At 35.9% G+C, this 25,591-nt stretch carries 11 protein-coding genes and 2 tRNA genes; 4 read left to right on the top strand and 9 right to left on the bottom strand.

What is annotated here, in order from left to right:
* Positions 1–53: 53 nt before the first annotated feature.
* Positions 54–1,718, top strand: a complete 1,665-nt coding sequence (pgi, locus tag ACFILW_RS04420; RefSeq protein WP_375645688.1) for a glucose-6-phosphate isomerase — start codon at positions 54–56, stop codon at positions 1,716–1,718.
* Between the two features lie 341 nt (positions 1,719–2,059).
* Here pgi and ACFILW_RS04415 read toward each other — a convergent pair.
* The 4 genes from ACFILW_RS04415 to rplU form a co-directional block, all read right to left on the bottom strand.
* Positions 2,060–2,149, bottom strand: a tRNA-Ser gene (locus ACFILW_RS04415).
* A gap of 1,621 nt (positions 2,150–3,770) precedes the next feature.
* Positions 3,771–6,302 (bottom strand): phosphoenolpyruvate--protein phosphotransferase, encoded by a 2,532-nt coding sequence (gene ptsP / locus ACFILW_RS04410; protein ID WP_375685239.1) that lies wholly within the window; start codon positions 6,300–6,302, stop codon positions 3,771–3,773.
* Between the two features lie 1,435 nt (positions 6,303–7,737).
* Positions 7,738–8,007: a 50S ribosomal protein L27 gene (gene rpmA, locus ACFILW_RS04405; RefSeq protein WP_375621946.1), complete on the bottom strand. Its 270-nt coding sequence runs from the start codon at positions 8,005–8,007 to the stop codon at positions 7,738–7,740.
* A gap of 12 nt (positions 8,008–8,019) precedes the next feature.
* Positions 8,020–8,499 (bottom strand): 50S ribosomal protein L21, encoded by a 480-nt coding sequence (gene rplU, locus ACFILW_RS04400; protein WP_375685238.1) that lies wholly within the window; start codon positions 8,497–8,499, stop codon positions 8,020–8,022.
* Positions 8,500–8,784: 285 nt separating this feature from the next.
* On the opposite strand from rplU, the gene ACFILW_RS04395 reads away from it, so the two are divergent.
* Positions 8,785–8,874: transfer RNA gene (locus ACFILW_RS04395), tRNA-Ser, on the top strand.
* 474 nt (positions 8,875–9,348) lie between these two features.
* Here the strand turns inward: ACFILW_RS04395 and ACFILW_RS04390 are convergent.
* From ACFILW_RS04390 to ACFILW_RS04375, 4 genes are all read right to left on the bottom strand, one after another.
* Complete coding sequence (locus ACFILW_RS04390) at positions 9,349–10,332, bottom strand: MFS transporter (protein ID WP_375685237.1); 984 nt, start codon at positions 10,330–10,332, stop codon at positions 9,349–9,351.
* Positions 10,257–10,568 carry a hypothetical protein gene (locus ACFILW_RS04385; protein ID WP_375672781.1) on the bottom strand — a complete coding sequence of 104 codons (312 nt, stop codon included), beginning with the start codon at positions 10,566–10,568 and terminating at the stop codon, positions 10,257–10,259. Before ACFILW_RS04385 ends, ACFILW_RS04390 begins: the two co-directional genes overlap by 76 nt.
* Positions 10,569–11,494: 926 nt before the next feature.
* Positions 11,495–12,700: an ATP-grasp domain-containing protein gene (locus ACFILW_RS04380; RefSeq protein ID WP_375621943.1), complete on the bottom strand. Its 1,206-nt coding sequence runs from the start codon at positions 12,698–12,700 to the stop codon at positions 11,495–11,497.
* Positions 12,697–13,917 (bottom strand): hypothetical protein, encoded by a 1,221-nt coding sequence (locus ACFILW_RS04375; protein WP_375685236.1) that lies wholly within the window; start codon positions 13,915–13,917, stop codon positions 12,697–12,699. Before ACFILW_RS04375 ends, ACFILW_RS04380 begins: the two co-directional genes overlap by 4 nt.
* Positions 13,918–15,773: 1,856 nt before the next feature.
* Here ACFILW_RS04375 and ACFILW_RS04370 point away from each other — a divergent pair.
* Positions 15,774–16,985 carry an MFS transporter gene (locus tag ACFILW_RS04370; RefSeq protein ID WP_375685235.1) on the top strand — a complete coding sequence of 404 codons (1,212 nt, stop codon included), beginning with the start codon at positions 15,774–15,776 and terminating at the stop codon, positions 16,983–16,985.
* Between the two features lie 319 nt (positions 16,986–17,304).
* On the opposite strand, the gene ACFILW_RS04365 is transcribed toward ACFILW_RS04370, so the two are convergent.
* Positions 17,305–17,574 carry a hypothetical protein gene (locus ACFILW_RS04365; protein ID WP_375621941.1) on the bottom strand — a complete coding sequence of 90 codons (270 nt, stop codon included), beginning with the start codon at positions 17,572–17,574 and terminating at the stop codon, positions 17,305–17,307.
* Between the two features lie 1,286 nt (positions 17,575–18,860).
* Here ACFILW_RS04365 and ACFILW_RS04360 point away from each other — a divergent pair.
* A complete protein-coding gene (locus ACFILW_RS04360) occupies positions 18,861–24,965 on the top strand; it encodes a Vomp family autotransporter (RefSeq protein WP_375685234.1) in 6,105 nt (2,034 codons plus the stop codon).
* Positions 24,966–25,591: the final 626 nt, after the last annotated feature.

Raw genomic sequence — 25,591 nt, 5'->3', positions numbered from 1 at the left:
TTGTTATTGTTTGGGCATAGATTTCATTATCAATAACTGTATAGGATAACCTTATGGGAGATAGCTTTTCGATTCGAAATGAAAAGGCTTTTGAAGCCACATTAAAAGCTTTAAGAAACCATGCCGCAAAGGATGGGGTTTATGATATTCGTCGGCATTTTGTAGAAGATGAACAGCGTTTTTCCCATTTTTCCCTCAGACTTGATGATCTTCTTTTCGATTTTTCAAAATGTGGGGTGACATTTAAAACATTGCAACTTTTAGATGATTTAGCGGTCGCAGCAGATGTGTTAGGCCGGCGTGATGCAATGTTTTCTGGTAAGGCGATTAATACAACGGAAAAACGCTCAGTTCTTCATATTGCATTACGTTTACCTGCTGCTGAAATTTTCATGTTGGATGGTCATAATCTTATTCGTGATATTCAAGACGTCCTTGAAGATATGGAAAGATTTTCTGAAAAGGTGCGTGATGGCAGCTATAAGGGAAGCAGTGGCGAGAGAATAAGTGATATTGTCAATATTGGTATTGGTGGTTCTGATCTTGGTCCTGTAATGGTCACATACGCCTTAAAACCTTATCATGATGGTCCACAGTGTCATTTTGTTTCTAATGCTGACAGTGCGCATATTTCTGATATTCTCTCTGTTTTAAATCCAGCAACAACGCTGTTTATCATTTCTTCTAAAACTTTTACAACGGCTGAAACAATGGTAAATGCTCAAGTTGCACGTCAGTGGATTTGTTCACATTTAGGAGAAGAAGCCGTTTGTACGCATTTTGTTGCTGTTTCAAGTGCTCTTGATAAAGTGGCAGAATTCGGCATAGATTCCACAAGAGTTTTTAAATTTTGGGATTGGGTTGGAGGGCGTTATTCAATTTGGTCAGCTATCGGTCTTATTGTTATGTTAGCAATAGGAGGGCAGAATTTTCGCCAATTTCTGAAAGGCGCCTTGCAGATGGACCAACATTTTAAAATAGCGCCTTTGCATAAAAATATTCCTATTCGATTTGCTCTTTTAGGGTTTTGGCACCGTGTTATTTGTGGTTATTCATCACGTTCGATTATTCCTTATGCACAGCGTTTAATACATTTTCCAGCTTATTTACAACAGCTTGATATGGAATCAAATGGTAAGCAAGTCTCGCTGGATGGAAAACCATTAAGTTTTTCAAGTGGTCCAATTGTTTGGGGGGCTTCAGGAACAAATAGTCAACATGCTTTTTTTCAGCTTCTGCATCAAGGAACAGATATTATTCCTGTAGAATTTATTTTGTTTATAAAAGGGCATGAGAAAAATTTACATTCTATGTATGAGATGTTGCTAGCAAACGGTTTGGCACAATCAAAAGCATTGATGAAGGGGCGTAGTATTGAAGATGCTCGGCATATCTTGATAAAAAATGGAGTTGATGAGGGTGAGGCAGATCATTTAGCACTTCATAGAAGTTTTAAAGGAAACCGTCCCAGTATTACGCTGGTTCAAGATTTATTAACACCTTTTGCACTCGGTCGTCTTATTGCGCTTTATGAACATCGTACTTTTGTTGAAGGGATTTTAATGAATATTAATTCATTTGATCAATGGGGTGTTGAACTTGGTAAAGAATTAGCAAACGAGTTACTACCAATTCTTCGTGGAGAAAGTAAAGCGGATAATCGTGATAGTTCAACATTAGGGTTGCTGGCACATATTCAGGCAAGACGTGCAAAATAAATATAATTTTACAGTAGTTTTTGTACTAACTAAGCAAAAGTAGAATGAGAAAGAAATATGAGATAATTCTTTAATTTTACTATGCGTTCTCTTATTATCTGGATTAGATTTATATAACAGAAAATCAAAAAAGTGTAAAAATTGTAAAAATGAGAATTTATTCGCAAAACGATAAAGACCTTTGAGTGGTCTTTGAAGACCCTTTGAGAACACCTTTAAAACTCTTTGAAAAAAAATAAATTGGTACAAAAACTAGTGTCAAATTATACAAAACCCGCTGGCAATCTACAACCGGCAAGCTACGATTAAAGACAGTTTTAATAATATCGCTTTATAAACTGTGGCGGAGAGAGAGGGATTCGAACCCTCGATATGGTTTCCCATATACACGCGTTCCAGGCGTGCGCCTTCAACCACTCGGCCACCTCTCCAGAAGTTTGCACTATACCCAGAAAGAAATAACGTGCAAGTCTAAACTACACATTCAAAACCCAAAAAACAAATTCATTTATTAAAGTAATAGCTTATATCTGTTGAATAACAAGCACATCCCTTCTTTTTAAGAAAAAACTTTTTTCGTGGATAGGTTTGTAGAATACAATAATGGGAATAAAAAAATTGTCACCAGTTATAAACTTTCATGCTCATTTACGCACTTTCTGCTTCACAAAAAAATACTTCTCTTAAAATTGGCATACAATCCATGATTTTACATAACCAAATCATTAAATACCTCTCGCTTCACACCATTGATTACCCTAATAATAAATAGAATAATAACGATATAAACTTCTTATATCCCTAATATTAAAATTGTTTATTCAGATAATAAATTTCATTTCAATAAAATCATTTTCAACCTCCTTCTTGCCTCCAAGGATGAAAGTCCTTAATCACTATAACTTTGATTACAAACAACTCTTTCTTGAAATGAGATCTACCTGCTAATCACTTTTATGTTTAAGACAATATATAATATATTGACTTATAATGATAAATTATCGTTTACACATCATAAAAACCTCGAATATCGTAAATTTTTCTCATCAGACCCCCTTTCATATTGAATGAATTAAAATCACTTGCTTATGCGTCATAGGAAGGGATGATATGTGGGGGAAGAACATTTTAAGAGAGGATAAGTGCCTCTTATGCATTTTTTTAAATAGCACGAATTTTTGCAACATTGAGAGTTGTAAAATAGTGTGATGGTGTCAGTCTTCTCTTTCATAGGATTACATAATAAGCTCTACTCTAAATCCTCTATTCAATGTCACACTTCTATATTTAGTTGATACTAAAGAAAATAAAATTCAGACAAAAAAACTTTGCATTTTTAATTTAATATGTATGAATATATCTTATTTTCTGAAATGAAAAAATAGTCTCATTTTGGTCAAATACAAAATCATAAAAATGCAAACCTGTTTTCATTTTTACCATATATTTTTAAATTCAGCTTTACAGTTTTCAAAATATCTAAAGTAGTCTCCATTATTTAAAAGAGAGTACGTATTACTTCATACTTTTGATTATCGCATTCTTTAAGTGGGATATGGTCTCATAACAAAACAGAATACTCTAAAAATATATTTTTTTCTCATCCACACGTTTGTTAAAAAACATCTCTTAAAGCTTGTCACATCTACCTCATACGGTGTCTATGAGTGGTATAAAATTTATTGGATAGCATCATCTTTTCTTAAATAAAAAGGAAAAGCCAAGTACGATCACGCTATTTATCCCCTAATGTTACAACATCCCCTGCTATTTAAGAGAATGCATAAAAGGCATTTATTCTTTCCTAAAGTGTTTTTATCCATACATTACTCCTCCTTGTAATGTATAAAAGAATAATTTTTATTAATTGAATATAGAGAAATTTAAAACGAACAAACCTTACGATATTTAGAGCTCTCATTATGTAAAACGATAAACTACCATTATAAATTAATATGTTGTTAATAATCGTCTTAAAGGATAATGTTTTACAGCACTAAAGATCTGATTACTGTGCAAAATGAGCTCGTTCTTTTCCCTTAATGTTCTTTATCACCTTATATCCTTGCTTAGAGCACGTACAGCTCGTGCAGTTTCACATTGTAATGCTTTTTGTGCTAAAATTTTCATATCTTCAAAACTATGAGTCTGTAAACACGCCTTTACTGGAGAAATATCGCAAGATATCATAGAAAGCTCATGAATTCCCAATCCAGTCAAAATCATTGCACCAAAAGGATCTCCAGCCATACCACCACATACACTAACCCAACACTTATGTTGTGCAGCTCCCTGAATAGTCTGATAAATCATACGCAAAACTGCTGGATCAAGGCTATCAGCTTCAGACACAAGGTACGGATTTTGCCGATCAACAGCCATTGTATACTGTGTTAGGTCATTGGTTCCAATTGAAAAAAAATCAACATAGGCGCTTAATACATCTGCCATAATAGCCGCTGCTGGAACTTCGATCATAATACCAAGTTTTAATTTTGGTGCATCAATATCGTTGCGGATTTCCTCTGCAATCTTTTTTATAGCGACAATCTCTGAAACAGACATGACCATCGGAAACACAATCCATAGATCTCCGCCCTCTTTTGCTGCTCGATATAAAGCACGTAATTGAGGAACCAAAAGATCACGTCGACGTAACAAAAGCCGCGTTCCTCGAACACCTAAAAAAGGATTGTCCTCTTTAGATAAATGTAAATGCGTAACCTGTTTATCTCCACCAATATCAAGCGCACGAATAATTAATGGCTTATCTCCTACAGCTGTAATCATCGCCCGATATATATTAAATTGTAGCTCTTCATCCGGAATATATGGATTCTCTAAAAACAAAAATTCCGTGCGCATGAGTCCAACACCTTCAGCCCCCAAATCAAGCGCAACAGGAACCTGATTTGCGTAGTTGACATTAGCCATGATACGAATTCTTTGACCATCTATCGTTTGCGCTGGTAATCTACACGCACTTATTTCACTGACACGTTTTTGCGCAACAGTATCAATATGCCTTTGAGCATCTTCAACGTCTTCAAGCGTAGGATCAAGGTAAATAAATCCGTTATCGCCATTAATAATAGCCTGAATATCAGACTGAATCGCTAAAATATCATCACCTGCAGCAACCACCATTGGAATACCAAGAGTACGCGCCAAAATAGCTGTATGAGATAATGGACCTCCCCATGCTGTTGCTAATCCTTTTACCCTTGTACAATCAAGTTGTGCTACATCAGAAGGAGAAAGGTCATTTGTAACCAGAATTACACCATGTGGAATATCATTTAAAAAGAACGATTTATAGGATGGATTGATTTCACCTAAAACACGTCGACCAACATCAACTAAATTAACAGCACGTGCTGCTAACAAAGGATTATCTACCTTAAAAAACATATCTGAAAATTGACGAACCGCTCTATCCCAAGACCAAGCGACACCATGACCTTCCGCTATAAAACGACAAGCTTGAGCTATTAAATTTTCATCTTCAAGCAAAACCATTTGCGCAGAAAAAATCGCAGCAGAATCTGCTCCCATACGCACTGTAATATCAGAAATCACAGATGCCATTTTATGTTTTGTTTTTGTAAGAGCATTTTCAAGACATGCTGCACCAGCTGCAAAATCAATTGGCTGATCTATTATGGAAATATCATTTTGCCTTAAAACAAAAATCTTACCAAATGCTAATCCTGAACTCGCTCCAACACCAGAAATGCCTTTTTGCATAGAGCGTGGATACCAACCATGAAAAGCCTTTGTTTGAGATTCCATTGCTCTCATCAGACATTTTTCACTAATACTCACTTTTTTCGCAATAGCAATGGCATCATTGAGAAGTTGTGCTCCTTCTGCAGCATCTGTAGAAAAAATCAGAACATCACCGTTTTTTGCTCCTAATTGCAATAAACCAACCAAATTTTTCATTTCAACGGTATATTGACCATGGCGAACTCTGATAGAATTTTGAGCCTTTTTTGCAAAATCAACCCAAAGAGAAGCTGGTCGTGCATGAAGACCACTTGGATAATCTAAAGTCCATTCCTGACACACCGAAAGGTCACCAATAAAAGTTTTTTCTATCTTCATATCTTGGTCAAACAAAGTTGTAACAATTCGCTGTTTGTCCATAGTTGTTGCAAGTACTTCAAGCTGTTTTTTATCAAATAAAAGAGACGTCAATTTCTTACAAATTTCTCTATAGCGATCTGGACACGCTGCAATGGCAATAACCAAATGTGCTTTTTTTCCATCATGCCACTCAACACCAGCAGGAACCTGTATAACAGCAACAGCATCCTTGATAATTAAATCACGATTTTCAGCCATACCATGAGGAATGGCTATACCATTTCCAAGCCAAGTATTGGTTGTTTCTTCACGTGCAAGCATGCTTTCCAGATAACACTTATCAACTGCACCAACCTGCACAAGCAATTCAGCAGCAGCATAAATTGCATCATTTTTATGATCAAAAGCAGCTGCAAGTTGTACAGATCTTATAGACAAGATTTCACCATCAGCAAAATCTACATTCATTGCTTCTGCTTTCTCATATCTCATCATGAATTCAAATTGCCTCACATTTGAACACCAATATCTCTGACACATTCCTTTTCAAAGCTGCATTTCCCAAAATACAATCTATAAATACCACCACAGCTTTATTTATATTTTACGGAATATAGCTAAGTGAGGTGCTTAGATACCTCAATATAACCGATAAAACAATTGGATATTATTATCTAGCGAAGTGCTTAAAACCATTATAAGCAAATCTGCCTCTTACTCTTTTACTTTACAAAGACAAAACCCCATTTCCTACAGAACCAATCACCTGAAAAACTATGTTTTCAAAACACTCTCATTATCCTAAGTTATCCAACATAACTTTTCATTATTCTTCTTACAAGAAAGCATACTTCCCAATCATCCGTAACTTCAGCTAATATTTTAATTGATTCCTCAAAGTTTATTTAACCTATTATCCCTCTTTATAAATTCATGACATAATTACAAATTGCTCCATGCAACTTACCATCTTTAAAATTCCGTGCTGCCCATCTTATGATATCAAACCCTCAATATATAATATTTATGTATTTTAAGCTACACCTTTACTTCAATCAATATCGAAAATACACAATGCCCTCTGTCGCACATTTGCAAAGTACGAACATCCCCCAAGCACCATCACCAACTACTAAAATCAAGAAAAATTCTACAAATCATCTTATTTTCTAGATATTTCGATAACTGAGATAAATAAAGTACAAAAATGAAAAGTAATTATTGCCTTAACCCTAGCTCTTATGCTTATTTATTTTCAACAATACACAATAATAGTGAAATCAGAAAAAATATTCTTGAAGGGCGCTGATTGCACGTTGGTTATTTTTATATCTTTAAACACCGTCCTCCTTAAAAATATAATTTCACTCTCGATTTACCGAAAGCCCCTTAATGCACGTCACTTTCAAAGTAGTTTTGGCTGCCTTCTTATGGATTTTTTATCCCTATGTCTTTTTAAATGAATAGTCCCACCTATCCACACTACCACCTAAAAACAGTATGACAACTCATCAATACCACAATGCCGATAAAAAGCCCCATCTTTATCAAAATGATTACATAAAGAATGCTCTCATTAAATTTCTCATAATTTTCTGAAAACAAACTGCTTCTCTTATAAGAAATCACTAGACACTTCTTCATACATAAAAAGAAAGTCTCTCTCACTATTATTATACAGAAATTTATCAACAAATTCTATCATAATATCAATATGTTCAGTACTAAATACTAACATAACATCGCACAAACTTTTTCCTTCATTGAGAAAAGCCATTTCCTCAATTCTACCTTTTTCGTATATCTTCTACATTTATTATAGTACCAACGCAAAAAGGGAAAGATGAGACTCTATCTTTCCCTTTTAATACTTATAAAACCACAACTATAATTCAATGAAATCCTGTTGATTGCTAGAGAGTGTTACAGATTACTCTACTGCCTCCACCATAGGAATGACTGAAACATAGGAACGATTACCCGCTTTGCGTTGAAAAGAAACCTTGCCATTTGATAGTGCAAAAAGCGTATGGTCTTTTCCAATGCCGACATTGTTGCCAGGATGCCAACGTGTACCACGCTGGCGAATAATAATATTTCCGGCAATAACGGTTTCACCACCAAATTTTTTAACGCCTAGACGTTTCGATTCTGAATCGCGACCATTACGCGAGGAACCACCAGCTTTTTTATGTGCCATAGACGCTCTCCTTTAATCTTTCTTACTCTTTGACGCTACAGACGCTTTCTTCTGCGGCGCAGTCTTTTTTTCAGCCGTTTTTTTAACCGTCTTCTCAACAGAAGCAGCAGCTTTTGTTTCTTGTGGTGTAGTTGCTTCTTCTTTTATCGGTTTTGCAGCAACTTTTTTAGGTTTTGAACCACCCATTAAAATTTCTAAAACACGAAGCCTCGTAAATTCTTGACGATGGCCACGCGTGCGTTTAGAATTTTGACGACGGCGCTTCTTAAATGCGATAACCTTGCGCCCACGTGCCTGTTCTAAAATCTCAGCTGTCACCAATGCATCAGCAACGACAGGGGTACCAATAACTGCATTACCTTCTTGCCCAATCATTAATATGTCATTGAATTCAACAATATCACCCGCATTTCCACTAACTTTTTCAACTTTTACCACTTGATTAGCAACAATGCGGTATTGCTTACCACCAGTTTTAATGACTGCGAACATTTTTTATCCTTCCGTTCACTCCAGCTCTTATTTAATTTCTGCCTTAAAATAAGGGAAAATAGGCTGCTTTTTATCAGTCGTAATAGATCTTGAAGAAGGTTAAAACCTTCTTCAACACAAATATGCGCAGATTTCCCCACGCTTATATTTTGTATATATGAAGGAATTTCTATTCTCTGTCAATAAAGTCCCATAAAAAAGAAAAAAAGGTTGTACCAAAAACAATTGAAGGTTATCTACCCCTTATATACTCAAATAGTGCCGATTTTTGTTTCGCTTTATTATGGAGAGATGGCTGAGTGGTTGAAAGCACCGCACTCGAAATGCGGCATAGGGGCAACTCTATCGGGGGTTCGAATCCCTCTCTCTCCGCCATTAATTTAAAACGAACTTTCATATGCTTGATATGACATAGTTTAAAAAGCTCAGCATTTGCAGGATTTTTTATTGTTTGAAATTGACTAGTTCGCGCCGAGCTATGCCTGTCATTATGTACACTTAGAAATTACTATTGAATTTCCATAAATTTTATAATTTCTAAGCTCCTCTTCTCTCGATCTTTAGATAACCTGATCTAGCATAAACGATCTCTTCAAATATCATTAAAGGATTTTTGCCATTATCACTAACTTCTGGTAGAGCTTTTAGAATTAATGGTGATCATAGTGCTATTTGCAATTTCGTTGATTAACGGGCTAAATGCGTTTTATCCACATGAGAGGTAACGAACACCTCAGATTTTCTCACGCAATGTGCTTATTGAAAATTAATGTCATGAATATTTGTACAAAATTTTTATCTATACGATAATCAAAAAAAGGCTGACGTAATATAATAATTGAATATCATTCATGCGGCGCTTTCTTTTATCTTTAAGCTTTGTATGTAAATAGATAGTCCGTGCAAAATAAATAAAGGGGCGCAAAAGCCTATAAATACACATAGGACGTATAATATAGAAAATGAAAAAAATTTTCCTGCATATAAAAGCACAATAGAGAATAAAGCTGTTATGATGCGTACACTGGCATCGCCTGCCAAAATCACCTCGGCTAAATTTTCACTAGGTGTGATAGCTTGTCCAATTGTTATTCCCGATATCCTAAAATAAAATTGCCCAATACCTAATAAAAACCCCATAATATAAAGGGAATATTGAGTAAAATTTAAATATAAAACAAAAGAGATTGCGATCACAGCAAAAGCCGGTGCCCCCCATACAAAAAAACGAATTAAAGATGGAAATTTCTGTAAATAATAAGATGAGATAAGACCATTGATCACAAAACCCAGTGCTGACAAAGCAAAAATAGAATTTTGAATAGCTGTAAATTTTATATTATCTGATGTTATAGAAGCAAGAACAAGTGGCAATAAAACAATAGGCCCCGTATAGAGAGAATTATTCAAAATACGATTAATCGTTAAAAACCGCAACGCAGAAATCCGCCAAAGGCACCTGAACCCAACTTCATAAGCTTTTTGAGATGGCTTTTTTAATAGCTCTTTTACTCTGTTTAGTTGTTGTATAGACTTTATACGAAACCATAAGCAGGCATTCAAAAGATAGATAAATACAATAAAGGCTATGGCTATTTTGTGCCCCAAATGCACAATTATAAAATATATAAACAATGGGGATATAATAACAAAAAACTGACAGCAACTAGTGTAAAATGCAAAAATTCCAGCTTTTTGTTTGGGAGCTGGAACCAGCAGATTCAAGGCACTATTGTTATTTGGATTATCAGCCCCCATCAAGAGAGCAAGTAAAAAAATACAAATAAAATAAGTACTGGATTGTTCATAAATAATAAGAAAGACAATAAACAAGCGCAAATAATTTGACTATAAAACCCAATTATAAAGCCTTGATAGTGCGCCAACACGTTTCCCAAACATAAGCCAGCAATTCCAATTGCGATTAAATTAACAACATTTAAAGTAGCAGACGCTTCTCCCGTTGTATCTTGGAATTGTAACAAAGAAAGGCCAATAGATAATACACCACTAGCACAAAAACTCGTCAAACAACCAATCACAATCATAAGAAAAACAGAATTACGCAATAACTTTCTCTCTCTCAAACAGGGACTCAAGCCATTTTATGATTTTCTCCATTGTCGAATATGGTTCAGTACTAAATTCGAGTTTTTCATAAAATTTGAGTTCAAATGCGTTGTAGGTATTTATTTTTGCAAGGCATCTATCAGCATGAATTCTATACTTTGTAGCATCATTATATATACTTTTGTTTAATTCTAGGAAACTTAGTCATTATTGTACTCCATTGTAAGATATGGGCAAGGTGGGGGGCAGTACTATTATCCTGTAAGAAATATTGCATCCATTCTTTATTCTTTGGATTGTCATATTCCCATAAAACGGTGGATTTTATAATAATATCAAAAGGTTCAAGTTTTTTTCTACAATGGAGACATTTTTTTCTTTTTGTTCTGTACTGAGCAAATGAGAAAAAACCATCTGGGCTTGAAAGTCAAATAAATATAGAAATTTTTCTACTTATTCTGTTTATATGAGATAGTGTATTGCAAACTATGGATATAGGTTCGCCATGAAAGCAGAATTTTCATAGAGGGCTATCCATATTTTGAAGTATATACTTGGGCCTTTTCTGTTGTCAAGCGTTTGAAAATCTTTAAGTATGGACCCAAAATTCTCTCTATAAACTTCAACTTTTTTGTATGGGGGGATTCGAAAGTAATAAAAGATGTTTTTTCCAAAGCTCTTATAGTTATCGCAATAATTTATAAGGTTTTCTATAGTACTTTTTGCGGTCAACTTTTTGTGAGCCTAAATCTAAGCATGTTTTTTGGGTATTCATTTATCCAGAATAGACAAGGAAAAGGTCTGTTTTTGTTATTCATGGTTGCATTGAATTCTTTAAAAATGACTTGCTTCCATTTTTAATATTTGTCTATATTTTCAATTGATTGCGCTTCTGAATCCATGTTTTTCTCCCCCTTGCTGTATTTTATAAGAAATTGCTACGAATGATCCTCTCCAAAGCTGATAATTCATCATCACTGTGTCCCCAAATTGCTATAATAGCTGGACAGGTATTTAAATCGATGGTTAGGGGGAGGGGCTCGTTTTCTTTAAAAAAGAGCATAAAATGAACCACATTTTCCCAAGAATGAAGCTTTTGCCGCCATACATTAACATCTTTTATAATATGACTGTCGATCTCGTTGATAAGGAAGATAATACGCCCTTTTTTCTTAAATCGACTTGGTGTTTGCGAAAACACGCCTGCAATAAGGTTAACGGAGCTTTCAAGTAAACCATCTTCATAGCAATGCGTGAACAAGGTGGGTGCAATTCCTCCGTGGAGGCGGGCTCCTACTTCAATCATCACTGGACCACGAGCTGTTTGCATGATTTCCATATGCGCAGGTCCATATTCAATTCCCAGCGCGCGAATGCATTGTTTTGCATAAGAGATAAGAGGGGCATAAGAGGGATCTTGAGCATCAAGCACATCAAGCGATTCATAAACAAAAGCACTTCCATTATGAATACCTTTTTTATATCGTGACAAACTACATATTTTTATAGCCTCTCCCTTTACAACGGCGTCAACGATGTATTCCTCTCCCTCCAATCTTTCTTGGAGCAAATAGGCCTCGTTAGGTGCGCCAAAAACATTTTTTTTCTTCCAGTCGATTTCAGAGGTCCACGTTAATACTTCCTCAAGATTAGAGAAAAACAAAACACCATCACTCCCTGCAGAATCATTTGGCTTTACCACATAGCCGCTGTGGCTTTCAAAACCATCGAGAGTACAATCGTTTTTTGTAAGAATTTTTGATCGGATGTAAGATAAACCATTTTCACAAAGACGTTTTTGCATCGCTGCTTTTTTCCGTCGCCAATCGGTAGTCAAGGGGTTATTCCCAAGACAACCATAATAAGCCGCCAATTGCTCTGCACAATAGATACCTCTTTCGGCACCCGCTATTACAGCCTCTATCGTGCCGATAGGAAAGCGTTTCTTTATCTCATCGACACTATGAAGCTTCGCTTCTGCCATGCCCTTTCCCTGATAAGAAAGCATAAAGTGTGAAAAAGGAGCTGCTTGAGAGACAACACCATAACAAGCATAGCCTAATTTTTTCAAAGCAGGGCCATAGAGGGCACCCGTGGAGAAAGGGTCGACAATAAGAATAGGTTTTCTCATACTTTGTTCCGCTGTGATAAAAGGAAAAGAACATAAATAAAGATTATTAGCCCTATAAGGGGCAGAAGATAAACAGCTGCTTGAGGACCCATAAGGGCAGAGCTTGTAAGAAGACCAAGAATGACATAACCTGCAGATTGGGAGAGAGTATAAAGCATGCCGCTATAGCTTCCCACCAGCTCTGCTTGAGCCTCTGTTTTAGTCGCTTCAATCGTATGTTTGCGGGCATTAATTCGCATGGTATTCATTGAAAAGCCAATAAAAAAGCAAAAGACCACAGCCAAATAGGGCGATTGTGTGGTGCTAAAAATAAGATCAGCCATGCTCAACATAAGGGCTGGGAGAATAAATTCAAAACGAGGGATTTTGATAAAAGCAGCCAAAAAAGCGCCCACGCCTGCAACCGCACTGCAAAGCCCATAATATTCAGAACCAAAATTTTTCACACTCTGAAAAAGAATAGTTGCCAGCGTATTATAAGCGCAAATATGAAAGCCAATAAGTCCTATGCAAACGCATAAAAGTTTAAGCTCACGGGAGAGCCCATCCGCTTGCGGTGTAGGTGCTGGCTTCTTACCAGTTGTAAGTGCTGTGGTATCTGTAGCGTTATATTCATCGCAAAAGATAATATATCCGGCTATAAGGCTTATAATGATGTCAAACACACAAAGTGTCACAATCAAACCATTATAACCGATTTCAGCCGCTGCCCCTCGAGGGCTGGTCGCTTCTAAGAGATAACCACTCAGTGCTGCTCCCAAAAATGCGCCAATTTGCACCACTGTTTGCATAATGCGGGAAGCCTTTTGGGCGCTAATATAACCACTAAGTGCTAGTTTAGTATTATAAGTCTCGAGAGTGCTTAAGGTAATCAAAGAGAGATAGCCGATAGAGATAGAGACAGCGATAAAACCAAAGGGGGAATCAGCGTAATGGAAAAGTGCAATCAATAAAAGAAGGCTATAGATAATGATTCGCCTTTTGTATAAATCGACCAACCGCAGTGAGGCTTTAATGCGCACAAGACCGCTTTTTTTCAAAAGATAGGGCATAAGGGTACCCAAAGCCATGGTTACGCCTAGGAAAACCGATGAGGATGTTATGCGATAAGCATTCCACAGATTACTTAAAAATAAAACCATATCAGAAAGATACAGCAGGACAACAAGCCCATAAAACCGAAACATCAGTTGTTTGTGCACATTATCCCCCCCCATTTCAGAATCTCTTAAAAACACACAGTATTATAAATCAGCATACATGTTTACAAATAATAAATACACACACATATTACTGGGCACGTCAAGTTTTTTGGTAGGGAAAATTTGAACGCTGATGTCTATGGTAGTGATAGCTTATTATTCAGGAGAATGAATAGCGATAGAGGTTGGTATTTTTACTGCGTCTGTTGCGGGAGGCTTGCCAATAAGGGGAAAGCCAGATAACGAATATAACTATGTCCTAGAGATATATTTTGCGCTTTCAAGTTGATTTTGTTTATACTCAAGGTTGAGGTTTTTCTTTTGACCGTTGTTAGATGTTGTTGTGACAATAAACTTCGTTATTTGAAGGCTTATTATAATATTCTTAGTTTCAGTTTATGAATATACCGAAAGATATAGTGAAACATTTGATTCAAACGCTTTTGCAAGACATATTTCAATATCTCAGCGATGTTTTCTGAGAATTGCTCTGCTGCTTTTTGACGGGATTGGATATCAAATGCTTATAGTGAGGGCAGTGGTTTGAGAAAAGATAGAGTTGATTTCATTAAATTCCTATGGAGCGGCATCCAGTCTCAGCCCTTAGGGGCAATAATATATCTAGATCGAACTCATTTTTATACGCTTACACGACGCTATAGGAGTAATCCTCAGAAATTCTACTAGAATTCATTAGAAAATGGAAGGTTATGGAGTGTGATCAAAAAATATATTTTTTACAAATACTTAATCTCATTTTAAGTTGTCTAAAATATAATCTTATCTTAAAACTAAGTCTATATATCGCCATTTATCATAAAGTTAATAAGTTATACAAATGCGGGAGTATTGTGTTTTTCTGTTTAGAGACGAGTTAAAAAACACCTTATTGAACATTAAAAGATTTTAGACAAAAAACAATTTAACTTATGGAGAGTATATAGACAGAATGTATCTTGAAAAAAAGTTTATAACTCCATATGGTTCTTCAAAGAAATTTCTCGTCATTACTCAACAGAAAAACATATAATACAAATTTTTAACACAGTTCTTAGTATAGAAATAATCCATAAATTAGAGATATTTAGATAATGGAAAAGCAACTGATCCGTTGCTTTTAGCACTCTTAGCAAGACAGATAGACGCAAACATACGCTTGAAATTATTGAACCTTCCTTAGCTTCATTGCAAAATTTATTAATTAGCGATTGATCTGTTTATTCTAGTCTTGCTTATTTTTATGCTCGAGAGCTTTCTTTTGAAAGTGTCGTTAAATTAAATTCAATCTATTCCAAGACCCCATATTATATTTTATCTTCATTTATCGCCCACTACAGTACTGGAGCGGTTGCAGAAAAGGAATAGTTTAAACTTAAAATACGAAGAAAAACTCTCTTTTATTGAAAAAAATTATTTGGAAAACTAACTGTAATGGGTTTGTTTTAAAAGATTTAGAGAAGGGGAGTAGAAAAGTTATCAATATTTATCGTGAGGATAATAGTGTGTTTATTCTTTTAGAGCCAAAGTGTGGTGATAGAAGAACGACATGGAAGGATATACTCGAGCATATTTTAGTGCACGGAATAATAAGGACAATAATGTGAGTGAAGCTTCCATACCGTAAAATTGTTTTACATAATAAAGGTGTAGCTTCTGAATAAAATGCACATAAAATATTAATTTTGTTTTTGTGCATAAATGTTTTTTTCATAGAAGAATTAATTATACATCAGCGCGAAAATTGTAAAAGTCTCAAAAAAGAAATTTTGTTTTCTTAAATTTAATGATCTAAAATGAAAATTGTAAGAATGCATGTTTTTAAACAGGATGTATGATGCATATCAACTGGTATTTATTTTAAAGGATAGTTTATGTTCACTTCAAATTTGAAGGAACGCATTGCTTTATTTGAAAATAGAACTTTTCTCTATTTTACTTTGAGCGGCTTATTTGCTACATTTGGAAGTGGACTAAATTATATTACATTGTCATGGCTCGCTTACAATCAGACGGGCTCAATCCGTGGTGTAGCGTTGATGATGCTTTTTCTTTGGACGCCTGGCATTATTTTTGCGCCTATTTTTGGCATATTGGCAGATAAATATAATCGTAAAACGCAGATTATTATTTCAAATCTTGTGAGAGGTTTGGTAATCGTAAGCTGGGTAATGCTTTGGCATTTTGGTATAGAAATTGAATTGATGGTCTTATCTGCTCTTTTGGGTATTTTTATCCCTTTTTATATGCCATCAGCTATTTCTTTAATTCAAAGTATTGTGCTGAAGGAACAGCTCATCAATGCAAATGCAACCATCGATATGGTTTATGAACTTGGCACGATCGTAGGTATGGGCTTAAGTGGATTGATACTCGCCTATGCAGGAATAAAAGGAACTCTTCTAATAGGTGGTATATTCTTTATCATTGCTGGTTTATTTAATTTTGCAATGAAGGTACCTAAAAACCGAAGATCTAAAAATCAAAACCAGCAAAATTGGTGGGAAAATTATACAGCATCCCTTCATTATTTTAAACAGAATCCGGCTCTTTTTGTACCTTATATAAGCCAGATGATTATTATGACTCTTTTGATGACCATTCCTGTTATTCTCGTTCCTTATATACAAGAGGTTTTACATGCAGATAGCAGTATCTTTGCAATATTTGAGGTGCTTTATTCTATGGGCGTATTGACAGGTGCGTTTTTTTCACCACTTCTTTGTAAAGTTTTATCTATCAGGAAAACATTAGCCATTTTATTAGCTTTTATGGCTATTGGCCTCGCTATTCTATCTGTTAATACACACAATTTTGTTGTTTTTCCTGTTTACTTTATGATTGGATTTGGACTTTCGAGTTGGGCTCTTTCGATTTCTTTATCACAACTCTCTTGTGATCCTGAATACCAAGGAAGATTGCAGGCAAGTTTTAATGGTATCTCTGGATGCTTGATCCTCGGAGTCTACCTCATTATGGCAAGCGATAACAGTAGCATATCACCTCAATCGATATATTTTTTTCAAAGCATTGTTGCGTTTGTTGGAATACTCATAGTGCTGTTTTATAAACATGAAAAACAATAAATTACGTTTAAGAGTGGTCAATATACGCTATTTTATAAACATTTACGCTGCAGCACATTTCATATTTTGCTTTTAAAGGAGAGTTGAGAAAATGTAAAAGTTGGTGCTTAATGAACAAAGCATAAATTGATGTATAATAGAGAATACTCTCTATTTTTTGATAATGATCTAAAAGAATTGATGCGTTTCTTTAATTCATCTCACTGCTGTTAAGAAGACGAAAACGTAACACTTTAAATCTTCTTGAAAGTTTTTTGTTTAAGCGTAGTAGAAAGTAAAGCACTGAGGTAATATCGTATCATATGGGGAGAGTATTGTATTATTTTCGTTTTTCAAAATCCATATGAAAAATTGTATCAATTTCATCTTCATTGGAATGGGTATTTCTACGACGATGCAAGGTTTGCACAATCTCTTTTTTTAAAACAGCATCTGTTTCACTTAAACGATGAATACTGAGTTCCAATTCAAGAGATAACGCCAAATCCACGCACAATTTAAGCTCTTCTCCAATGTCGAAACCGCGTTGATAGTCGTCATAAAGACCAACCAGTGTGTCAGACAATTCTTTATCGCATAAAGAGGTCATGCTTAATTCCTCAACGTTGCGGGTTTCCATGCAGCTTTTTTAAGTATCACTCCACTATCATCACTTAAAATTGCCATGTATACGAACCTCATGGTTTTGTCAATTTTCTGCAAAATACGCGCTTTTAAATCAATGCCTATTAAAGATTTTATTACTCCAAGATTTTGAAGCGCTCAATTGTAAATATGGGTGGCAATGTGTTTATTATAGAACTTATAGCATAAAATACATTTCCAAAAGGCTTTTAATGTGCGTAGAGGAGGATTATTCTGACGATAAACAAAACACCTTAAAATCTCTATTGCCAATTACAGCTAAATCAATGCCATTAATATATTAAAATAAGCAAACAGGGTTTGTAAACGTCTAACTTTTTAATAACGAATGATAATCTCATTTTTTGTAGAATACCAATTATTTTGCTTAACAAACAAATTGATTAAAAAAGAAGCTAATATAGTGTCATTTCTGAAATGTTTGTTGGTTGAGGGAAAAGATGTTGACAACAGTGCAAGTACAGTGGGTTATGTGGGAGAAAAGCTAAAAAACAGCTTCTTTTCGATTTGTGATATTTAAAAAATTTATACAACAGTGAAAATACAATGACGATGTTTTGTTCCTATAGAAGGGTAACAGACATATACGCGAGAAGAACGAAAGATCATTTATAGCACTTTTGTCTTTTTATGAAGAGGACAAGATGAGCACGTTGGAACTTTTTATAGAGCGTGCATCATTATATTAAGAAAGATTTCTTTCAAAGATATGCAATTATATATTGAAACAGATTATCTCGCAACAAAGAGTGAGATTATCATGATAATCGTTATCTATTACATTGTGCTATAAGTTAAAAAAATCATAAATTTGTGTTTATAAGAACTGCTATTTTATTGAGAAGTATTTTTACAAATTTATAAAAAATTATTTTTTACACTCTTGCCATTTTGCTGATGCGCTTTATTTGAAAAGTAGAATTGCTCTTTAGTGAAACTATTTTGTTAAGAGATAAATCGCAGTATTTTTAAATGGAGATTATGGTATATTTTCAAAGTCTTGTGTTTTTATTGATTTTTTAGCTTGAATTCCTCTAGCTAAAAGGGTTGGGGACTTTTCTAGATTCGATGTTGTTGCAGAGATTTAGGGCGATGCCGTAAAGATAGCGGTATCGTAAGGGGGAGAGTTTTGTCTTGATTTATTGGTTTTTGAAGTGCGCAAACTAAGGGTTTTGCCGTGTGTGTTTTCGCGCGTTGTGATGATGTTGAACTCTGTTGGAGGAGGTTCTTATGAAAAAAAAATATTCCACACCAAATTTAATTAAAGTTGTCTCTCTTAGTACGGTAATGGCGACACTCTTATCGAGTGTTTCTCCTGTTTTTGCTGCGAATCTCTCAATAACAGGACAGACAGTTAGGAGCACAAATGGTGGTAATGTCATGTATCCACATGGTAGTCATGGGAGTGTTGTTTTTGCTGGTGATGATGACTACTGTGGTGCAGACAATGTTATTGGTCGTGGCGGCAAACAACAGCAAGGAGTTAATAATAGTCAACGAATAACCGCAGAGCAACAATATGAGAGATTTGTTGGTGAGAAAGTTTTTGGAGGTCGTAGTCCTTATGGTACGACCACCGAAAAGGTTACTTGGGTTGGTGATGGGGTAGTAAGTGATAGCACTAATGGTTATATGGGGACACCGACTGGTGGTATCGTTAATGCTATGCCTGAGGCTTATGGTGTTTATTCTTTTGCAACCGGTTGTGGATCTGCAGCGACGGGTAATTATTCAACAGCATTTGGTGCTGGTGCAACTACAAAGGCTGGTGGTGCACAAGCTTTTGGTGTTTCTGCGCTTGCAGGAGGTATAGCAAGTGTTGCTATGGGCGTGGGATCAGAGGCGTCGGGGAAATCTTCAGTTGCTATTGGAGGGCTTGCAACTGCATTAGGTACAAATAGTATTGCTTTAGGTACAAAGGTGAAGGCAGAAAAGAGTTATACGATTGCTATAGGTACAGATGCTGAAGCTTTAGGTTCAGGTTCTATTGCAATAGGGGGGAGGCGCTCTGACAGAACTGGAGAGGTTAATCCTAATAGAAAAGTAACAGCAAAAGGTGAAAATTCGATTTCTATAGGTACCTATGCTTACACTGAGAAGGATGATGCGGTTGCTATTGGTGTAAACGCGCAGGTCTTTCAGACTGATGGTGTTGCTATAGGGGGTGGTTCTGTTTCTAGAAGAGCAAAAGGTGTCGAGGCTTATGATCCTGCAACAGGTACAGTCTCGAACCAAAAGAGCGGTCTTGCATGGAAAAGTACAGCAGGTGCTTTTAGTATTGGTGAAGTAGGGGCTGAGGGTAATGATGGCAACGGTACTTTAACACGGCAAATTACCGGTGTAGCTGCTGGTAAAGAAGATACCGATGCGGTAAACGTGGCGCAGCTAAAAGCTATGAGAGAAGTTATAGCAGGGGGAGGGGGCTGGAAACTTTCTGCTAACGATACCGATCTTACAGACGTGAATCCAGGAAGTATAATAGATTTTTCAGTGAAAAGTAAAAACGACAAAGGAAAAGACAACTTAAAGATTGCAAAAAACACTGAAGGCACTAAGCATAAAATTGAATTTACTTTAAGTGATACTCTCACACTTACAAAAGTCACCACAGGCCAAAGCTCTATCAGTGATGATGGTTTTATTATTGATCGTGGGCCAATGATGACTATTGATGGTATTGATGCTGGCAATAAACAGATTACAAAGGTGGCAGATGCGACTGCAGATGATGAGGCAGTGAATTATAAACAGCTGAAAGAAGTAAAAGATGGTTTCAAAACAAGTTGGCAACTTTCTGTTAATGGTGCAGATGCTACGCATATTGGTCCAAACGGTGTGGTAAATTTGCAATCAGCTGGTCGCGAAAGTAACCCGAATATCAAAATTACCAAAAACGGTGACAATACTGTAGAATTTGGTTTGTCTGATGATATTAATGTAATGACTGTCACAGCAGGAGAGAGCGTTATGGATGCTGCTGGCTTTAGATTTAACAATGGCGAGGGGCCGAGCATAACTGTTCAAGGCATTCATGCTGGTAATAAAACGATTAAAGGGGTAGCGGCAGGGGAAGAAGATACCGATGCTGTCAATTTTTCACAGCTTAAAAAAATAGAAGGAATGATATCAGAGGCAGGAGGCTGGAAGCTTTCTGTTGATGGTAACGATGCTACAGATGTTAAAGCTGGGAGTACAGTAGACCTTATTGCGGCTGTGGGTGAAGACGGAAGCAAAAATATAAAAATTGCAAAAGACAGTAATAAAGTTACATTTTCTTTGAGTGATACTCTTAAGTTGACGAGTGTTACGACAGGCAACAGCATTATGAGCAACGATGGCTTTACGTTTATTGATGGTAATGGACCAAGCATAACTTTAAATGGTATTAATGCTGGTAATAAAAAAATTACAGGAGTAGCTAAGGGGGAAGAAGATACAGATGCGGTGAATTATAAACAGCTGAAAGATGTAAAAACACTTGCAGAAAATGGCTGGAAACTTTCTGTTGATGGGAACAATGCTACAGATGTTAAAGCTGGGAGTACAGTAGATCTTGTTGCGGGTGCGAGTGATGATGGAAGCAAAAATATAAAAATTGCAAAAGACAATAATAATAGAGTTACATTTTCTTTGAATGATACTCTTAAGCTCACGAGTGTTACGACAGGCAACAGCATTATGAGCAACGATGGCTTTACGTTTGTTGATGGAGGACCAAGCATAACTGTTGATGGTATTGATGCTTACAATAAAAAAATCACAAAAGTTGCTAACGGAACTGATGATACCGATGCTGTGAATTTTAAGCAGCTGAAAGATGTTACAGCGGGAATTAAAACGGGTTGGAAGCTTTCTGTTGATGGTGATAATGCTACAGATGTTGGGGCAGGAAGTACAGTAAAGTTTGTTGCAGTTAAGCAGAAGGACGATGATGATAATGAGAGTGAGAATACAAATATAAAAATTACCAGAGGTGATAACAATGAAGTAAAGTTTGATTTAAGCGAATATATTAAAGTTGGTCGTGTAGAAACAGGGGATAGCAGAATGAGTAATGCCGGTTTCATGATCAAGAATGGTCCAAACATGACGAAGGGTGGTATTTTTGCTGCTAATACAAAAATTACAGGAGTGCAAAAGGGTACTAATGAGAATGATGCCGTAAATGTTTCACAGCTGAATGACATAAAAGATCAAATAGAAGATAATAGCCTTGTTAAATGGCGTGAAGATCAGAAGCTTATTACTATTGGTGCCGAAAAAGGTGGTATCGAAATCGATATTACAAACGATGAAAACAGAGAGCGAATTATTTCTGGCGTTGCAGTTGGAAAAGTCAGTTCCGATTCAACAGAAGCAATAAATGGTCGTCAGCTGTTTAGTTATATTACTAATATAGTGGATTTTTTTGGTGGTGAGGAGACAGATATACTTAATGGTATCAAACCAACTTTTACTGTTCAGAATATAAAACACGACAATGTAACGGATGCTTTCGCTGCTGTTGATACTTCTATCACAGATATTTATAGTCAGATTAACAAGGTAACAGAAAATAGTCTTGTTAAGTGGAATGAGGGCGAAAAGCTTATTACCATTGGTAAAGAAAAAGGCGGTACGAAAATTGATATTACAGGTACTGATGGAGGGCGGCTCATTGCAGGTGTGAAAAATGGAAAGATTTCAGAAGATTCAACAGAAGCGATAAATGGTAGTCAGGTCAATAAGATATCTGGAGATGTTGCAAAATTCTTTGGTGGGGATGCAGCATTTCAGGATGGTACTTTTGTAGGCCCTAGATATAATCTATCTAAAGTGTCTGCAGATGGTAACGTAGAACAGAAAACCTTTGAAAATGTTGGTGATGCTTTGACAGGGCTTGATGCGAATGTCAAAAATGTGAATAGTCGTTTAACACATGTAGTCAATAATTTTACTGAGGAAATTCAGGGGCTCTCTAAAGATGCTTTATTGTGGAGCAGTTATGAGAGTGCATTTGTTGCACTACATGGACCAAATGGACGGAAGACAGATAGTAAGATTAAGTTCCTTGCGGATGGCGATATTTCAGGAGATTCAACAGATGCAATAAACGGTTCTCAACTTTATAAGATGGGTGATAAGATTGCGAATTATTTTGGCGGTGGTGCTAGCTATGAGAATGGAGTCTTTAGAGGACCGAGATATAATTTAACTACTATTGATGAACATGGCCAGGAAAAACAGATGGAACATAATGATGTTGGATCGGCTTTGTCAGGGCTTAATATGAACATCAGGCATGTTAATCAGCATTTGCTCTATGCAATAAATGATGTTGCTAAATATTTTGGTGGTGGTGCTGGGTATGATGACGCTGGTAATTGGCATGCTCCCACTTTCAAAGTTATCCAATTCAAGGCTGATGGCACTTCCTCTAAGCAGCCTTATTCGAATGTTGCTGATGCTTTTGAAGGTGTGAACAATACTTTTAGCGCAATTCACAATCAAATTTCTAATATCACAGAAAATAGTTTGGTTCAGCAAGAGGGAGAAGATGGTCTTATTACTGTGGGTAAAGCAACCGGTGGTACTAAAATCAGCTTCGTAAATAAAGGTGGTGAAGAAAGAACTCTTTCTGGTGTGAAAGATGGAACGATTTCTCGAACATCCACAGATGCTGTAAATGGTTCACAGCTTTTTGCTACGAATGAGAAGGTTACAACTGTTACTGACAATCTTAAAAAAGTTGCTGAAAATACATCGAAATATTTTGGTGGCAGTACAGATGTACTGAACGGTGTAGAGCCAACCTTCCTTATTCAGGATAAGGCATATAATAATGTTACAGATGCGTTTACTGGTGTGAATATTTCTATCCATAAGATTGATAATAAGATTTCCGATGTGGTAAAAAATAGTCTTGTTAAGCAAGATGGAGGTGCATCAGGTGTTATTACTATCGGTAAGGATACCGCTGGTACTGAGATCAATATTGCAGGATATGCTGGTGTAGCGCGTTCTATTTCTGGTGTTAAGGCAGCAGAAAAGGGTGATGAAGCTGTTAACAAAGACCAACTTGATAAAAGCATAAAGGATATTACGAAAGATATTGAGACAGCAAGTGCTGCAGCAGTTCTCTACGATAAAAATGAAGATGGTAGTATCAATTATGGTAGCGTGACCTTGGGTGGCAAGAACAATGTCGGACCAGTTGCTCTCCTTAATGTTAAAGATGGCAGAATTGCTGCGAGTTCAACCGATGCCATTACCGGTAACCAGCTTTATCTCATGAGCAACCAATTGGCTGCGTATTTTGGTGGTGGTGCTAAATATGAGAATGGCAAATGGACAAATCCTACTTTTAAGATTGTTCAAGTCAATGCTAATGGTACGACTGTTGAGAAAGAGCACCATAATGTCGCTGATGCTTTTGGTGATATTAATGATGGGATGTCAAATATTAACAACCGTATTGATGATGTCATCAACAAGGTCGATTCAGATGCTTTAAAGTGGAATGATAAAGAAAAAGCCTATGATGCTAATCGTGATGGCAAGCCGAATAAAATTATCAATGTAGCAGATGGTAAAATTGTAAAAGGTTCGAAAGATGCGGTCAATGGTGGACAACTTTGGGAAACTAATGAACGTGTCACGGGTGTCGAAAAAGATGTGAAGCATCTTACCAACAGAGTTGATAACATTTCAAATACGATTGCTGATATTGGTGATGTAGTTCTCAATATTGATACCAAAGTTGATAACATCAATAATAGAGTTGACGGTATTGAGGAGGACGCTGTTCGTTATGACAGAGATGAAAACGGCAAAAAGACTAATAAAATCACATTAGCGGGTGCTGATGCTAGTGAACCTGTTATGATTGATAATGTAGCTGATGGTAAAATTGAAAAAGGTTCGAAAGAAGCTGTAAATGGTAGTCAACTCCATGACTATACTAAAGAACAGATGAAGATTATTCTTGATGAATCCAAGCACTACACAGATCAACGGGTTAATAATATTGTGATTGATGCGATTGATGATGCTGTTGATCAGTCTAAACAATATACAGATATGAAGTTTAACGTTTTAAACTACAGTATTGAGAGTGTGAAAAAAGAGGCAAGACAAGCAGCGGCTATTGGTCTTGCGGTGTCTAACTTACGCTACAATGATACACCTGGAAAATTAAGCGTTGGATTTGGTACTGGTTTATGGCGTAGTCAGTCTGCATTTGCCTTTGGTGCAGGTTACACCTCAGAAAATGGGAAATACCGCTCTAATATATCCGCAACGACTTCTGGAGGTCATTGGGGTGTAGGTGCGGGATTCAATATGACATTGAACTGATAATAAACAAAATACATAAAAATTCCTTTTCACCCCTGTCTCATGAGGCAGGGGTGAATTGTTGTTACGTATGTAAAAATTATATATATAAATTGATAAGCGCTATAACGACAAATACAGGTTTAAAAAACAGAAAAAACCTATACACTTTCAACAAAATGAACTTCTTATTTCAAAATAAGATAATAAGTTTTTTCATAAATTATAAGTTCATTATTTTCTTCTTTAATTTTTAAATCTGAAAAATCTGTAGCACTCTACAGATAGAAAAAACCCTTTTGCTCTCTACAAATCTATTAAAAAGTTTTCTACTAAGATAAAAGTACACATTCAAATGTATTTCAATTTTACTGGAAGAAGTTATAAAACAATATACTAAATTAACTCTATCCCTTGCAAAAAACAACCAATAAGCTTAAAAGTTAAAAAAACAAATCACCACAAAAAAATTTACTTTCTTAGGAAATGTAAAAGAGCAAAACGCATTAACCTTAAAAACAACTTCTTTATCTTTTCAGTCAGGTACTAAATTTTTGAATACATTTAGAAAAAACAGCTTTAAAAGGCTCTATAGCGTTTAAATGTGTCTTTTTTGTGTTTATAGTTATTTCTTTCATTGGGGAGTT

The organism is Bartonella sp. TT110JLCBS, assembly GCF_042193405.1.
Taxonomy (GTDB): Bacteria; Pseudomonadota; Alphaproteobacteria; order Rhizobiales; family Rhizobiaceae; genus Bartonella.
The sequence above is the reverse complement of the archived record's forward strand: the minus strand, read 5'-3'. Positions and strand labels throughout refer to the sequence as shown.